This window comes from Candidimonas nitroreducens, from assembly GCF_002209565.1.
GTDB lineage: Bacteria > Pseudomonadota > Gammaproteobacteria > Burkholderiales > Burkholderiaceae_B > Candidimonas > Candidimonas nitroreducens.
The window spans coordinates 326,271-340,037 of sequence record NZ_NJIH01000008.1 but is presented as its reverse complement, the minus strand read 5'-3'; the positions used below and the strand labels follow the sequence as shown (position 1 = coordinate 340,037).

Annotated in this window: 11 protein-coding genes and 1 pseudogene; 4 read left to right on the top strand and 8 right to left on the bottom strand. The window is 59.3% G+C overall.

From position 1 onward, the window contains the following. Positions 1-5: 5 nt before the first annotated feature. The gene (locus CEY11_RS15590) at positions 6-866 is read right to left on the bottom strand and encodes a DUF899 domain-containing protein (RefSeq protein WP_088604304.1); all 861 of its coding nucleotides are present in this window, start codon (positions 864-866) and stop codon (positions 6-8) included. A 193-nt stretch (positions 867-1,059) separates the two neighbouring features. Here CEY11_RS15590 and CEY11_RS15585 point away from each other — a divergent pair, with 193 nt between their 5' ends. Together CEY11_RS15585 and CEY11_RS15580 are read left to right on the top strand one after the other, a co-directional pair. After that, positions 1,060-2,280, top strand: a complete 1,221-nt coding sequence (locus CEY11_RS15585; protein ID WP_088604303.1) for a helix-turn-helix domain-containing protein — start codon at positions 1,060-1,062, stop codon at positions 2,278-2,280. Between the two features lie 91 nt (positions 2,281-2,371). Continuing rightward, the gene (locus tag CEY11_RS15580; protein ID WP_088604302.1) at positions 2,372-3,004 is read left to right on the top strand and encodes a Vgb family protein; all 633 of its coding nucleotides are present in this window, start codon (positions 2,372-2,374) and stop codon (positions 3,002-3,004) included. 58 nt (positions 3,005-3,062) lie between these two features. Here CEY11_RS15580 and CEY11_RS15575 read toward each other — a convergent pair whose 3' ends face one another. Next, on the bottom strand, positions 3,063-4,031 hold the full coding sequence (locus CEY11_RS15575; RefSeq protein ID WP_088604301.1) for a GlxA family transcriptional regulator: 969 nt from the start codon (positions 4,029-4,031) through the stop codon (positions 3,063-3,065). A 142-nt stretch (positions 4,032-4,173) separates the two neighbouring features. On the opposite strand from CEY11_RS15575, the gene CEY11_RS15570 reads away from it, so the two are divergent. Further along, complete coding sequence (locus CEY11_RS15570) at positions 4,174-4,833, top strand: cysteine hydrolase family protein (protein ID WP_088604300.1); 660 nt, start codon at positions 4,174-4,176, stop codon at positions 4,831-4,833. 115 nt (positions 4,834-4,948) lie between these two features. Here the strand turns inward: CEY11_RS15570 and CEY11_RS15565 are convergent, their stop codons facing one another. Together CEY11_RS15565 and CEY11_RS15560 are read right to left on the bottom strand one after the other, a co-directional pair. Continuing rightward, complete coding sequence (locus CEY11_RS15565) at positions 4,949-5,341, bottom strand: helix-turn-helix domain-containing protein (RefSeq protein ID WP_088604380.1); 393 nt, start codon at positions 5,339-5,341, stop codon at positions 4,949-4,951. A gap of 11 nt (positions 5,342-5,352) precedes the next feature. Continuing rightward, positions 5,353-5,646 (bottom strand): type II toxin-antitoxin system HigB family toxin, encoded by a 294-nt coding sequence (locus tag CEY11_RS15560; protein WP_088604299.1) that lies wholly within the window; start codon positions 5,644-5,646, stop codon positions 5,353-5,355. A 201-nt stretch (positions 5,647-5,847) separates the two neighbouring features. Here CEY11_RS15560 and CEY11_RS15555 point away from each other — a divergent pair. Further along, a pseudogene (locus CEY11_RS15555) lies at positions 5,848-6,345 on the top strand (integrase domain-containing protein); the annotation flags it as partial. 79 nt (positions 6,346-6,424) lie between these two features. On the opposite strand, the gene CEY11_RS15550 reads toward CEY11_RS15555, so the two are convergent. The 4 genes from CEY11_RS15550 to CEY11_RS15530 are packed head-to-tail and all read right to left on the bottom strand — an operon-like array spanning position 6,425 to position 13,766. Next, a complete protein-coding gene (locus tag CEY11_RS15550) occupies positions 6,425-8,503 on the bottom strand; it encodes a UvrD-helicase domain-containing protein (protein ID WP_088604297.1) in 2,079 nt (692 codons plus the stop codon). 16 nt (positions 8,504-8,519) lie between these two features. Continuing rightward, positions 8,520-9,377: a DNA adenine methylase gene (locus CEY11_RS15545; RefSeq protein ID WP_088604296.1), complete on the bottom strand. Its 858-nt coding sequence runs from the start codon at positions 9,375-9,377 to the stop codon at positions 8,520-8,522. Next, positions 9,374-10,831: a hypothetical protein gene (locus CEY11_RS25185; protein WP_143322865.1), complete on the bottom strand. Its 1,458-nt coding sequence runs from the start codon at positions 10,829-10,831 to the stop codon at positions 9,374-9,376. The genes CEY11_RS15545 and CEY11_RS25185 overlap by 4 nt, the downstream gene beginning before the upstream one ends. A gap of 16 nt (positions 10,832-10,847) precedes the next feature. Next, the gene (locus CEY11_RS15530) at positions 10,848-13,766 is read right to left on the bottom strand and encodes a site-specific DNA-methyltransferase (RefSeq protein WP_088604293.1); all 2,919 of its coding nucleotides are present in this window, start codon (positions 13,764-13,766) and stop codon (positions 10,848-10,850) included. Position 13,767: the final 1 nt, after the last annotated feature.

The following is a 13,767-nucleotide window of genomic DNA, read 5'->3' as shown; positions in this document are numbered from 1 at the left end:
CGGCGTCAATGGCAGCACCCATACTTCAGGGCGTCGAATAACACGTCGACCGAGCCGGTCGAGCCGGGCGTCTGCGCCCTGGCGACCGGTTGCGCCTCATAGCGGTCATGGTGGCGCACCCATTCCATCTTGTATTCCACGTTACTCTCGTCGCGGCCCTTGGGCATGAGATCGAGCATGTTGTAGGTGCCCATCATCACCTCCACGCCGCGGCCATAGGTCGAGTAGGTGTGGAATACCTCGTTCGCGCCGTTCCTGAAGAAAACGCTGATACCGGGCCATTCCTCGTATGCATGAGGCCATAGGCCGTAGTTGTAGTCGATGGGGGCCTGGGCGACTTGCTCGCGCGTAAAACTGACCCCGAAATCGTAATTGAAGTCGCTGCCATATGACGATACCCACTTGAACCGCCAGCCCATGCGCCGGCGAAAGCGCTCGATTTCCGGCAGCGTCGCCCGCGAGACAGCCACCAGCGTCACGTCGCGATGCGCCAGATGGGCGTTCATGCCGTCGCTGTGGTCGGCCATGAAGGAGCAGCTCGGGCAGCCCTGCTCCCAGCCCGGGGCGTACATGAAGTGCTGGACAAGCAACTGCCGGCGTCCGTCGAACAGGTCGGCGAGCGTGCGGCCACCGTCGGGCGTATCGAAAACATAATTCTTCTCGACACGTACCCAGGGTAGGGTCCGGCGCTCGGCAGCGAGCCGGTCGCGCAAATGCGTCAGTTCCTTTTCGCGCGCCAGCAGCGCCTTGCGCTCGACTATCCACTCGTCCCTGGAGACGATGCGATGGCCTTCGGTGCTTGCCGGGGAGCTGCTCCTGGTGTTGGTGCTGGTGCCGGTGCTGGTGTCAACTTTAGACGTTCTCATCGTATGAACTCCTTGCTTTGCCTATCGATAGGCGGCATTGGCTGCATTGATGTCACTGGCTTCGATGGCTTCCCGACAGCCGGGCCGCTCGAAAACCTGGCCGCTGTGGACTACGCCGTCTGCCGCCGGCCGTGAGATACACTCTAATGCCAGGCCACGAAACCGTGGGAGTGACAAATGCGACGGGATTCCTATGGACCGGCTGATCGACGCCGCGGCGCGGGCCCTGGCCGCGGGTGACCTTCTTGGCGCGCTCAAGCACGTCGCCCTGCGCGACGACCCGCCGGCGCTGGCACTGCGCGGCATCGCCATGGCGCAGCTCGGCGAGCTCGAGCGTGCCAAGGCGCTGCTCAAGAGCGCGGCGCGCGGCTTCGGCCCAAAGCAAGCCGTGGCTCGCGCGCGTTGCGTCGTCGCCGCGGCCGAGATCGCTCTCGTCTCGCGCGATCTGGGCTGGCCCGAAGAAGCGCTGTATGCGGCATGGTCGACGCTCGAGACGCATGGCGACGCGGCGAATGCCGCCCATGCGCGCAATCTTGCCGCCCGCCGCCTGCTGCTGGTGGGCCGGCTGGACGAAGCCGAACGCCTGCTCCGCGGGCTCGACCCCTCGCCGCTCGCGCCCGCAACGCGAGCCGCCTACGAGCTGACGCTCGCCGGGGCCGCCATACGCCGCATCAAGACGGGCGAGGCGCACGCCGCCTTCGCCCGGGCCGCTCAGGCCGCGCGGCAGGCGGACATTCCCGCGCTGAGTGCCGAAGTCGAACTTGCGGCTCGCGTCCTGAGCACGCCCGCGGCACGCACGATCGCGCGCGGCGCGGAACGCCTCGTACTGCTCGAAGAAGTCGAGGCGCTGCTCGATTCGGGCGCCCTGGTCATCGACGCCTGCCGCAACGCCGTATGCGACCGCCGTACGACCGTCCTGCTGGCCACGCGCCCCGTCCTGTTCTCTCTGGTTCGCAGCCTGGCCGAGGCGTGGCCCGGCGATGCGCCAAGAGACCAGATCCTCACGCGCGCCTTCCGCGCGAAACGTCCCGACGAGTCGCATCGAGCCAGGCTGCGCGTCGAAATCGGGCGCCTGCGTGCAGAGCTGCGCGGCCTTGCTGGAGTATGCGCGACCAGGCGTGGCTTTGTGCTGGCGCCGCACCGTCAGACAGAGGTGGTCGTACTCGCGCCCCCCGTCGACGAACGCAACGCAGCGGTGCTGGCCCTGCTCGCCGACGGCGAGGCATGGTCGAGTTCGGCCCTGGCGATCGCCCTGGGCACAAGCCCGCGCACTGTGCAGCGCGCGCTCGAGCAGCTTGCGGCGGCCGGCAAGGCGCAACCCTTCGGACGCGGCCGGGCCCAGCGCTGGACGGTTCCGTCGGTGCCTGGATTCCCGACAGTCTTGTTACTCCCCGGCGCTGCGCCCGGGGGCTAGACTATCCCCATGAAGCACGCTCGAGACGGCAATCTTCCCCGAACCTGGAGCATGCAACATCTTCGAGCCGCAATTCACCAGGAACCAAGCCATGAAACACTCCCGAGCCGAAATCATCCGCGAATACGGCCCCTTTCCCGGAGGCGGCCCCGTCCACGGCGTCACCTACGACGGCCGGCAGGTGTGGTTCGCCTCGGGCGACAGACTCAATGCGCTCGACCCTGAAACGGGTGAACTCGGGCGCTCGATCGACGTCGCCGGCACCGCGGGAACCGCGTTCGACGGCAAGCACCTCTTCCAGATCGCAGGCGACCGCATCCACAAGATCGACCCGCAGACCGGCCATCTGCTCGCCACCATCCCGGCGCCGGGCCAAGGCGGCGATTCCGGGCTAGCCTGGGCGGAAGGCACGCTTTGGGTCGGCCAGCATCGCGCCCGCAAGATCCATCAGATCGATCCCGACACGGGCGCCATCCTGCGCACCATCGAATCCCAGCGCATCGTCACCGGTGTCACCTGGGTCGACGGCGAGCTCTGGCACGGAACGTGGGAAAACGACACGAGCGACCTGAGACAGATCGACCCGGCAACGGGCCAAGTCCTGCAAACGGTCGAAATGCCGGCGGGCACAGGCGTGTCTGGCCTGGAAGGCGGCGGCGCCGACCGCTACTTCTGCGGCGGCGGCGCCAGCGGCAAGATAAGGGCGGTGCGCAAGGCGCGTTGATGCATGGCCGAAGGCGCTCGCCGTTTTGTTCGCCAGCCCGTATCAGGGACGCGCCGGCTCAGGCTTGAGCAAACACCGAACGATAAGCGCTGGGCGACGTGTGATAGGCCTGGCTGAAATGCTCGCGCAGCGACACCGCACTGCCGAAGCCCGCCCGTTGCGCGACAACATCCACAGGCTGTCGCGTCGTCTCCAGCAAGCGCTGCGCATAAGCCAGGCGCTGCCCCAGCAACCATTGCCCGACCGTCGTGCCGGTCAATTCCCGGAAGCGCCGCGTAAAGTTGCGGCGGCTCATGGCGGCACGGCTGGCCAGGGAATCTAGCGTGTGCGGCTCGCCCAAATTGGCCGCCACCCAGTTCAGCAGATCGGATAGCCGATCGCCGCCCGGCGCGTCGTGCAAGGGCTGCTCGATGTATTGCGCCTGCCCGCCCTGCCGGTGCGGTGCCACCACCAGGCGCCGCGCAACGCGATTGGCCGCCTCGGCGCCGTGCCAGCGGCGCACCAGGTGCAGGCAGCAGTCCAGCCCGGCCGCCGTACCGGCGGAGGTCACCAGGCGGCCCTCATCGGCATCCACATACAGCACGTCGGGCACCAGTTTGACGCGCGGATAGCGCTGCAAAAACACCTGGACCGAGCTCCAGTGCGTAGCCGCCTCGCGGCCGTCTAGCACGCCGGCTTCCGCCAGTACGAACGCGCCCAGGCACAGCCCGACCACCGTGGCGCCCCGATCGTAGGCATCGCGCACGGCTTGCACCATGGCTGCTGGCGGGCGCTCTCGCGCATCGCGCCACGACGGCACGATCAGGACATCTGCGCCGGCAGCATCTTCCAGCGTCAGATTCGTCTGCACGGCGAACCCGGCCGTGGTTCGCAGGCTGCCTTCGGCCGCTGCCTCACCCGCGCAAATTCGCAGCCGGTATGAAGGCAGGCCCGCCCCGGCACGGTCTTCGAACACCACGCAAGGCACGGAAAGATGAAACGGACTGATGCCATTGAAGGCCAGAACGGCAATTTCCAGGGTTTGCATGGCAGCTCTCTGATTTGGCCCAATTCTGTCGATAAATGGTATTCAGGCCACTTCCGCAAATCATAGCCCGGCGCGAAGATAGCGTCCACGGGCTCACGCGATGCCCGATCCCATGCAATCTGCAATCTCGAGGAGTTTCGCCATGACCGCCAACGCCGCCCCGAAGCGAGCCCTGATCGTCATCGATGTACAGAACGAATATTTCACCGGCAACCTGCCGATCGAATATCCAGACCCGCAGCAGACCGTGGCCAATATCGGAACCGCCATGGACACTGCGCACGCGGCGAACATACCGGTGATTGTCGTGCAGCAGACCTCACCGGCCAGCTCGCCGCTGTTCGCCATCGATAGCGAAGGCTGGCAGCTGCACCCCGTTGTGGCGACACGCCCGCACGACCACTACCTGCGCAAAACACTGCCCAGCGCCTACCCCGAAACCGATCTGGCGCAGTGGCTGCAAAATCGCGGCATCGATACACTGACCGTAGTCGGCTACATGACGCACAACTGCGATGCCTCCACCATCAACCATGCATTGCACAACGGGACGGCGGTAGAGTTCCTGCTCGATGCATCGGGGGCGATACCGTACCGCAACCAGGCCGGCACAGCCAGCGCGGAAGAAATCCATCGGGTATTCAGCGTCGTGCTGCAGTCGCGCTTCGCCGCAGTCATGTCCACCCAGGAATGGGTGCACAGCGTGCAAAGCGGCGTGGCGCCCGTGCGCGACAACATCTACAAGTCCAACCAGCGGGCGCGTGGCTTGCTGCAGGATGCCGTGATACAGCAGGCCGCCTGATCGGAAGTAGCGGGCCTGTAGCCGCCATGCTCCTGACCTGCCCCGAAGACGGCCGGTTTCCGGGGTCGAGCAGGGCCCGACTTTCCGCCGGGGTATGGCAGCGCCTTCCCCGGCCTCACGCGGCAGCCGATTCCTCGGCGGGCCGGCGTAAACGGTAGGGGCGAATCAGCACCTCCGCGGGCAATCTCAGCCCCTCGGCCAGTTTGCGGATCATGCCCAGCGTCAGCGGGCGGGTACGATTCAAGATGTCCGACACCCGGCCTCGCGGCCCGAGGTAAGGTTCCAAGTCCTTGCGGGTCAAGCCGCGCACTTCCATAACGTGCCCCAGGAAGTCGACGGGGTCGGGATCGGAAATCGGAAAGTGTTCGCGTTCGTATTGCTCGATCAACATGACCAGCACGTCCAGCCGATCGGCGGCAGGCGATTTGGCGGGAGCATCCCACAAGCGCTCGGCCTCAGCCAACGCCGCCCAGTAGTCCTTTTTCGTGCGAATCAGCTTGAGTTCCATGGCGGCCTTCTTCAAATGGTTTCCACGTCGATCTTGTCGTACTGACTATGTGTTCCGACAAAACGGATGTACATCAGCCCCTTGTCATAGCGTACCGCCGTCACCAAGCGGTAGTCATTTCCCTTGATGTTAAACACTACCCGGTTGTTTCCAGTAAAGCTGGCGTTCCCATAGGCGGTTTTGATATCTGACGGGGTCTTCCAGACTGCCCGGCTCGCCAGTGCGTGCCACGACCGTAGCGGCGTTTCAGCATCGGGGTAGACGCCCCAGAACACCCGTAAAGTGGAAAGAGCGATTATGTGCATAACGCACTTTAATATGCTACCAAAATGGTAGCAATTAGGGCAAGCACGAGGAGAAAAAAGGCTCGGCTCCAACGGCGAGCCAGGAATCTTTTCAATCTCGCCATCATACTGGCGGACGGCGATGGCCGTGAAGGCTCGGTTTATGCGCGACCACCTCCAGTGAGGAGGACTCGTCCACGTTCACATCACTTTCGTCTTGTAGTCACCGATCCTCAAGTTCGTATGAGCCTGCGTTTGCAGGCGGCTTTCGGTTTGCGGCGGGAAGAGTCCATCAAGTTCCAACCCCGGTATGCCGACCGTGGCGACCATATCGCCATCAAGGGATCGTGGGCAAAAGGTGGTCGTGATCGGACGGTGCCAATCACGACGCCGGAACAGCGTGCGGTACTGGATGAGGTCCATCGCCTGGCAGGCCTGGGATCATTGATCCCGGCAAACAAGACCTACATCCAGCAACGGCACGTCTACGATGGGCAGTGCAAGGCGGCGGGTCTGAGCAATATGCATGGGCTGCGCCATCGGTATGCACAGATGCGGTATGAAATACTGACAGGGTGGAAGTCACCGGCCGCAGGTGGACCTAGCGCGGCTCAACTCAACCTATCACGACGCCTGGCCGACCAACAAGTCCGGCAACGTATCAGTCGTGAACTTGGGCACGAGCGGGTGAAGGTGACGGCGGTCTATCTGGGAAGCTAAGGTCGCACGCTGCGCAAGCACCTGGGGCGACACAGTCAATGCACACCACCACCACCTAGAGCATCCTAAGCGCGTGGAGCTACTTCTGCAGTAAGTCCTCCAGAAATTCCGACTCAGGTTTCACTGCTGAAACATGCAATTGGTCGCGGGCACGGGTGCAAGCCACGTACAGCAACTGGCGTTCGGTGTTGTAGATTTCAGTCAGCTCGGCCTCGTCAGCAGCAGTGTCGATGCGCACCTGTGAAGGGATGATTTCATCGTCGCAGGCCATTACCGCAACCACACGGAATTCCATGCCCTTGGCCAAGTGCATGGTGGTGATACTGACGAAGCCCTCTTCCGTCGCCATGTCCTTGCCGAGCACACGCCCCTGCAAGCCTGCGGCCTTAACTGCCGCCTGTGCGCGTGACAGTTCGCTGTCGGATCGAACGAATACGCCGATTTCATGCGGCAGCACACCGCTGGCACTGCATTGCTGCAACCATACGCCGATGGCCTGGCTTTCCGCCTCGGCATCGGCGTAGCTGCAAATGGTCGGCTCCGGCCCGTTGAATACAGAAATCGTGCCCTTGCGGCTTTCGACATTTCCGTCCACATCGGAGACCTCGGGGCCGAGAAGCCGGTCGGCCTGCGAGCGAATCTGGTGCGAGGTGCGGTAGTTGATATTGAGCGTGCGCGAACGGCCACGCACATCCACACCAAGAGATTTCCACGAGAACGGAGTCTGGAAGATGCGCTGACCAAGATCGCCGGCAAAGAACAGGGCATTGGCGCGGTTGCCGGCGATCGCCGCAAGAAAGCGCAATTGCTGCACACCGATGTCCTGCGCCTCATCCACCACGATGTAGTCGAATACCGGATGCTTGCGCTTGGGCATTGCCTCCGCTAGCTTGGCGAACATCTCGGCCGCAGTGATCTTGCCGGCCTGCTTCAATTGCTCCTTCACCTTGGCGAACACCTGCCAATACAAGGCGCGCTGAGCCTCCGGCAGGCGCGTCTTGCGGCCCAGCCGCTTGGCGTCGCGGTATGCCTCCCAGCTTTCCACTTGCCAAGTGTCTACCACGTCTTCCCATTCGGACAGCACAAACGCAGCGTTGGCTTTCAGGCCTTCGACCTGCGTGGCAGCCGCCTTCAGCAGCGTGGAAATTGCATCACGGCTGGCAAATACCGGTTTGCCGAATTCCGCCGCATACAAGCGGATGCCAAGAGCATCCATGGCGGCCACGTCGATACGTTCGCCGAGCTTGGGCGTGTTCCAGATCAGCCGATACAGATTGCCGCGCAAGGCATTGGCCAACGTGTCCGAAAACGTGGAAAGTAGAACGCGCGCATCTTCGTCCTGATGCGCCAGATGCACAGCCCGGTGCAAAGCAACCACGGTCTTGCCCGTGCCCGCCGAGCCAGACACACGCGCCGCGCCGTTGTAATGACGTTCAACCAACTGACGCTGCGCTGGATGGAGGAACACCGTCCACTTGTCCCACGGGTATTCCAGGGCGCGGGCCAGTTCGTCCATATCGGACATGATGCGGAAGCGGCGCTGCGCGTCCGGGTGCTGGAATGGATCTGCCCCCTTGGCAGCCACTTCCGGCAACGCCGGCGTGCCGCCTGTCGCCAGTTCAAGTAGGGCTTCGGCCGCCTCACCAGGCAGGTGGTCGGCCAGTTCCAGTAGCGAATCCTCGTCGGCAGCCTTCACGTCGGCCAGCCACTCCTGCGGCACGCCATAGGCCAGCAGCTGGGCGTCGCCATATTTTGCGAACAGCTTGGGCTTCGGCTGCGCGACCGGTCTGTTGTCTTCGACGTATTTCGGAACGAGAATTTCCTCGACACGCTCGCGGACCTCGACAAGCTGCGCTGCACCGGTGGTCGGGTGCACTTCCAGCTTGCGCCGCTCGGCCCATTGATAGGCCTTGTCGTGGTGATCGACATAGCAGAGCAGCAGACTGCCAGCGGTCTTGTGGACGATCAGGCGAATATCGCGGCTGACACGCACCGACCAGAAGTTCGGATCTTTGGCTCTGTCAAGCTTGTGGAAGCTCATGCCGTTGCCGGCAGGATCCATCTGCAAATCGAAGGCAGTGGTCTTTGCGGCCTTTTGTTCATCGCCGGTCAGGCGAGCCAGACTAGTGGTGAAAGTGTCAGCGATGCGAAATTGCATTTCTATTAATCAGTTATTACCACTGTATTGCCAAGCTCTCTTGAGAGTCTGGGAGAATCATACCCTTTGGTGTTATCAATATTTCCTTCCCCCGCCTTCGTTCAGCAGCTGCGTATCGTAGCGAAAACTCACGAACATTCGCCCACCCCTCATAGAGTCGGCGTATTTCCGGGCAATCGTCATACGTAACGACCCACTTTAAATCAGATGAAGCCTTCAACTCTTCAGCCAATTCTTCGTGATATTCCGGATTTAGCAAATTAAGATAAAGAAGACTACCTTTGACGAAATATGGCGGATCTATAAACAAAAGGGTTTTCTTTCGATTGACGGATTTTATAAAATTCAATCCATCATCGCCAGTAATGAGGATTCGATCCTTGTATTCTGAAATCCTCTCGCATCTACGCCGGAGATCGTTTCTGTTAAATCTCGCATCTATCTTCCATTTTCCGGTTTGATTGATGCCGCCAATTGGGCCGCCATTCATTATGATTCCCGAGCGATTGCATCTATTAAGATAAAACGCGGAAAAACCTCTCTGAAGTCGAGATGGGGGACTCTTCTTTTTATATATAGATCGTTGTCGCACCCACTCTTGCATATCTACGTTGATAGTGTCGATCATGCTTAAAAATGGCGCAGGCCGATTCTTTAACGTCCACCAAAAGTCGAATATTGCAGGATCTGCGTCATTCAGGTGAATGCAAGGAACCTCTTCTTGAAAGAGAAGAGATAAAGACGCACCAGCTCCACCAGCAAATGGTTCAGCCAAGTCGAATTCACCAAGCTGATTTAGGTTCCTGATCCGTCGTAGCAGATCGGCCATTGCAGATTTTCCGCCAGGATATCGAAGCGGGCTGCTTGTTCTCATTTTTTGACCTCAAGAGTTTCATCTTTTTCCAGCATTAGCCGAAAAAGTGGCTCTGTTCGGAGCCAGAATTGCAAGATATCACGCTCACCAGGCAACTCCGAATTTTGGTGAACAAATGCATGCAAATCGCTAAGCGTAAATGGAGCGGAAGAATCGTACTTGATGGCCTTCTCCACCTTGGAGGCATCATTTCTATCCAGTTTTGCTTTTGCAATTTTTGTAATCTCGGGAATCAACTGCTTCATTTGTGGGGTGTCAAACTGAAGTTTACCCTTCTCCTTGAGTTCTTGTGTAATCCGATCAAGGGCACCTGTGCGCTCAAGATAGTGCGTAACCGCAAGCTCGAAGAATACACGCAACAAAACCGCACCGGCATTTGGGAAGTCTGCTCGCTTCAATCGAACCAACTCTGATCTGATATCGATCAGTCTTTCGTTGCCAAAACTGACTTTCAGTGATTTCGGAAGAATGGAGGCATGAATGCTAGCTTGTTTCGGCTTCTCTTCAGGTTTTTTCGGTGGCTTGGGCGTTACAGCTGAAGAGGTTCCACTCACCAAATCACTCGGGGTGAACCCATCCTTCTTTTTCTTTGGACGATCTTCAGCATTCCACGATTCAAAATATCGCTTAATATCTTCATTGTTATTCAGCGTCCGGGATGATTCGCGTCCGGCTGCGACATCTGTGACCAGTTTCTTGAAGCCTTTCAAAAACTCCTGTTTCGATGTCACACCTCTGATGCCATGGTCAGGATCTGGCTCCACATGGAGATAACCTCGTCCAACAGTCGATTCGAAGATACGTTCCAATGTTGTGAATATCTTCGTCCTTGGATGATTCAACTTGGCAGCAATCTCCTCTGGAAGCTCCAACGCCCGTGCAATGTCAGCTATGGCCTTGGTCTGCCGTGCAGCCTGGATGTCCGCGGCCGAGAATCCAAGCTCATCGAGAAGCTCTTGATTATCATATCCCTCTGCAATCTTTTCGAGGATGAAGCTCGCCCGATTCTCAGATTGCCAAGGCAAGACGGGTGTTCCAACATGCTTGCCGGCGATTTGGCGATCAGTAGATCTGCGATTGGGAGCGATGATGACGGGAACCTTGACGATCGAATCCATGTTGCCGATGCGCCTAGCCAAACGCTCAACTTGCCTTTCGATTGCACCGTCCAGCAAGCTTGGCTCGCGAAGTGCTTTGAGCGCAGCAAGTCGCCTGTTTCCTTCAACGACAATAAATTTGTTGTCTTCGCGAATGGCTAGAAGTGGCTCGTTCGGGAAGAAGCCGCGCAAAGCAATGCTTTGAGCAACATCAATCGCTTTGTCGTGTGTGAAGAGAAGTTGTATCAACTCTCGCGGTGATGCGCCGCGCGAAGCAACACCCAATCGGGGATTCTTCGGATCCAGATGTAAGCTTGTGACGGAGATTTGTTTGATTTTCCATTCGCCGGTTGCCATGGCGCCTCCTATGTAGTCAAAGTATTTTGAAAACCTTCATCACCTCATCCCCGAGGTGATTGATGACCTTCACCGCAAACCGCCCGGTGCTGGGCTTCGGGAACGGACGCGAGGTGTCGTTGTTGAGCGTTGCCCAAGCGTCGGGGTCGATTTCGGCCTTGAGGGTGGTCTTCAGTGCCTTGTATGGGTCATTCGCACCGAGGAAGTAGGCATGGCGGACGAAGAAGGATTCTTCGTTGTAGTCGGTGTCCAAGAACCAGCAGGCAATGCCGTCTGCGCCGTCGCTGCGCACTTCGCCGGTGCTAGGGTGGAACACATCCACTCCGTTGATCTTGACCACCAGTTGCCCGTCGGCTGGCACCTTGATGACGTCACGCTTGCCGTCGTATTTGCGGATGCTGCGGCCTTGCGTATCCAGCACATCCACATCCGGCTCGCCGAAGATCACGAAGAGGTTGCCCTTGCCGGTGTTCTTCAGGTCTTCGGCCATGTGCAGGTCGGCGTTCATACGCGCCTTGAGTACGTTGATACGGCCCAGCTTGCTGAATTCGGTGGCCGGTGCGTCGTAGTTGAAAGCGCAGGCGATGAGCACATCGAAGTTGGCATCGCCGGCTTCCCGGGCAGCATCGACCAGGTCAGCGCGGGTGACGGTGCCGAATTCCGGGCCAACCAGGATGCCGGCCCGCTTTATCTGCCCGTTTTCCAGGTAGCGGCCTTCGGCGCAGATCAAGTCGCCCGGCCACGGCTCCAGCGCGGTGAATTCGATCTTGTCAGCTTTGTGCGCCTGCTGCACGCCAGCGGTGCGCAGGTTGGCCAGGATCAGGCTGGCGAAGTCCTGGCCGTATTCGGCCTGGGTCTCGGCCACGTGGTCGATCAGGTTGTCTTCCTCGTCCACGCCCAGCACGCGGTGCGGCGACAGCGATTCCACGGTGAAGGGGCCGGCCACGCGCACCTTCTTCCTGTCCTCGTAAGGTTTGTCGTAGAGGTACTCGAACTCGGCCTTAGCGGCGATGGAGGCGTCGATTTCCTTTTGGCGGGCGATGCGCTGCTGCCACCAGCCGGCGTGCAGCTTTTTCGCGGCCTCGCTCCATTTAGCGTCGGCATCGCGCGAGATTTCCCATTCCTGCCACTGCTTGCCCAGAGTCTTGTTCAAGGCTTCGCGCAGCGGCTTCAGCACGGTCTGGAATTTGTCCCAGATGACGTCGATTTCGGTGTTGTTGGCGATGGATTTTAGGGTGATGTGCGGCACGCGCTCGTAGACGAAGCCGTGGGCGATATTGCCGTAGGTCGGCTGGATGGATGGCGCGCTGTGGGTGATTTCGGCTTCTTTCAACTGGCCTTCGTGGGAATCAGCGAGCAGGTAGAATGGGTAGCGTGCGCCCATGATGCGGGCGCGGGCGAGTGCCAGAGCGACGCGGCTGGTATCAATCGTGATCCAGCGACGGCCCCATTGTTCGGCGACGTAGGCGGCGGTGCCGCTGCCGCAAGTTGGGTCGAGAACGAGATCGCCGGGATCAGTGGTCATGAGAAAGCATCTTTGCACAACCAGAGTATTGGTCTGAACAACGTATCTTTTATCGTCAGCACCAACCGTGTCTTGCCACGGACTCGTTAAAGCAGACACCGGATAATCATCTAAGAACAATCGATAGTTCAGCAATTGTCCTTTGACTTGAAGGCGATTCAAGGCTTCAAGTACCCGCATCCCAGCAGGTGTCGTTCCGTATCCGTTTTTGGGGCAGTCGTACTTGACTCCTTGAAACTGATACGCGAACTTTCCGCTTTCCATATTTCCAGACGGTTCTAGTGACTTCAACCGAAAAACTTTGGCCCCAACAGGCAAACCAAAGTGGGTTCGATGTTGTTCGGTAGACATCTTTTGCGATATTCCTGCGCCGTCTAAAAACCAAGTCCAGTCTTGATCTCCGCGTATGTCTTTTTCAGTAAACAGCGTTCGGTATTTGGTATGAGATCGGTTCTTTCCATACCAGAGCAAAAAATCATCCATTTGCTCCAAGAATGTGGCTCCAAAGGGCATAGTCTTCTTGCGAAACGGAATGAGCGCAATGAAATTGTCTTCGCCAAAGACCTCATCGAGTAGCGTGCGCACTCGATGAACATTCTCGTCACTAATTTGAACGAAAACTGATCCCGACTCGGTTAGTAGCTCCCGAGCTACGGTAAGCCTGTCTCGCAAATATGTTAAATATGAATGAATACCGTCGCGCCACGTATCACGAAATGCCTTAACTTGCTCAGGTTCGCGGCTGATCTTGTCGGATGAATCCGATGTAGTTCCCGCCTTGTCTGTGGTGCTCCACTGAAAATTGCTGTTGAATTTGATGCCATACGGCGGATCGAAGTAAATGCACTGCACCTTGCCGCGCAAGGCCTCGCGCTCGGCAAGGGAGGCCATAACCTGCAAGGAATCACCCAGGATCATACGGTTCTGCCAGTGGCCTTCGTGCTGGTAGAACTCGGTACGATCCGCACCTTCGGGCAGGCCGTTGAAGTCGCCGAACAGGTCCAGCGTGTCCTGTTTCGGCGCGGCGGCCTCGCGTCGGGCTTCAGTCTGGCGGCGCAGGTCGTCGATCAACGCCTTGGGTTTGACCTTCTCCTGGATGTATAGCGGTGCCGCATTGACCACGAGGTCGGACCAGTCCTGCTGGTCCTTGCCGCGCCAGATCAGTTGCGGGTCCAGGTCACGGTTGAGCCGCTGCCGGAACTCCGAGGATGCCTTGCCCGCGTCGTGCAGGGCGCATAGCTCCTCCAGCCATTGCCGGTTGGCACGCGGGTAGGCCACCTGCACCGGCGCCTGCTCATGCTGCTGCATCACCGACTGGTGCTCCACCGTCGGGATGTTCTTGCGTTTGGCCTCGGTATGCGTGATCTGTTCGATGCTCTTGCCGGGCTTCTGGGTTTTCTTGGTTGCCATT

Coding starts and splice junctions, on each gene's coding strand:
- CEY11_RS15590 (WP_088604304.1), bottom strand. CDS start 866: ATGAGAACGTCTAAAGTTGACACCAGCACCGGCACCAGCACCAACACC.
- CEY11_RS15585 (WP_088604303.1), top strand. CDS start 1,060: ATGGACCGGCTGATCGACGCCGCGGCGCGGGCCCTGGCCGCGGGTGAC.
- CEY11_RS15580 (WP_088604302.1), top strand. CDS start 2,372: ATGAAACACTCCCGAGCCGAAATCATCCGCGAATACGGCCCCTTTCCC.
- CEY11_RS15575 (WP_088604301.1), bottom strand. CDS start 4,031: ATGCAAACCCTGGAAATTGCCGTTCTGGCCTTCAATGGCATCAGTCCG.
- CEY11_RS15570 (WP_088604300.1), top strand. CDS start 4,174: ATGACCGCCAACGCCGCCCCGAAGCGAGCCCTGATCGTCATCGATGTA.
- CEY11_RS15565 (WP_088604380.1), bottom strand. CDS start 5,341: ATGGAACTCAAGCTGATTCGCACGAAAAAGGACTACTGGGCGGCGTTG.
- CEY11_RS15560 (WP_088604299.1), bottom strand. CDS start 5,646: ATGCACATAATCGCTCTTTCCACTTTACGGGTGTTCTGGGGCGTCTAC.
- CEY11_RS15550 (WP_088604297.1), bottom strand. CDS start 8,503: ATGCAATTTCGCATCGCTGACACTTTCACCACTAGTCTGGCTCGCCTG.
- CEY11_RS15545 (WP_088604296.1), bottom strand. CDS start 9,377: ATGAGAACAAGCAGCCCGCTTCGATATCCTGGCGGAAAATCTGCAATG.
- CEY11_RS25185 (WP_143322865.1), bottom strand. CDS start 10,831: ATGGCAACCGGCGAATGGAAAATCAAACAAATCTCCGTCACAAGCTTA.
- CEY11_RS15530 (WP_088604293.1), bottom strand. CDS start 13,766: ATGGCAACCAAGAAAACCCAGAAGCCCGGCAAGAGCATCGAACAGATC.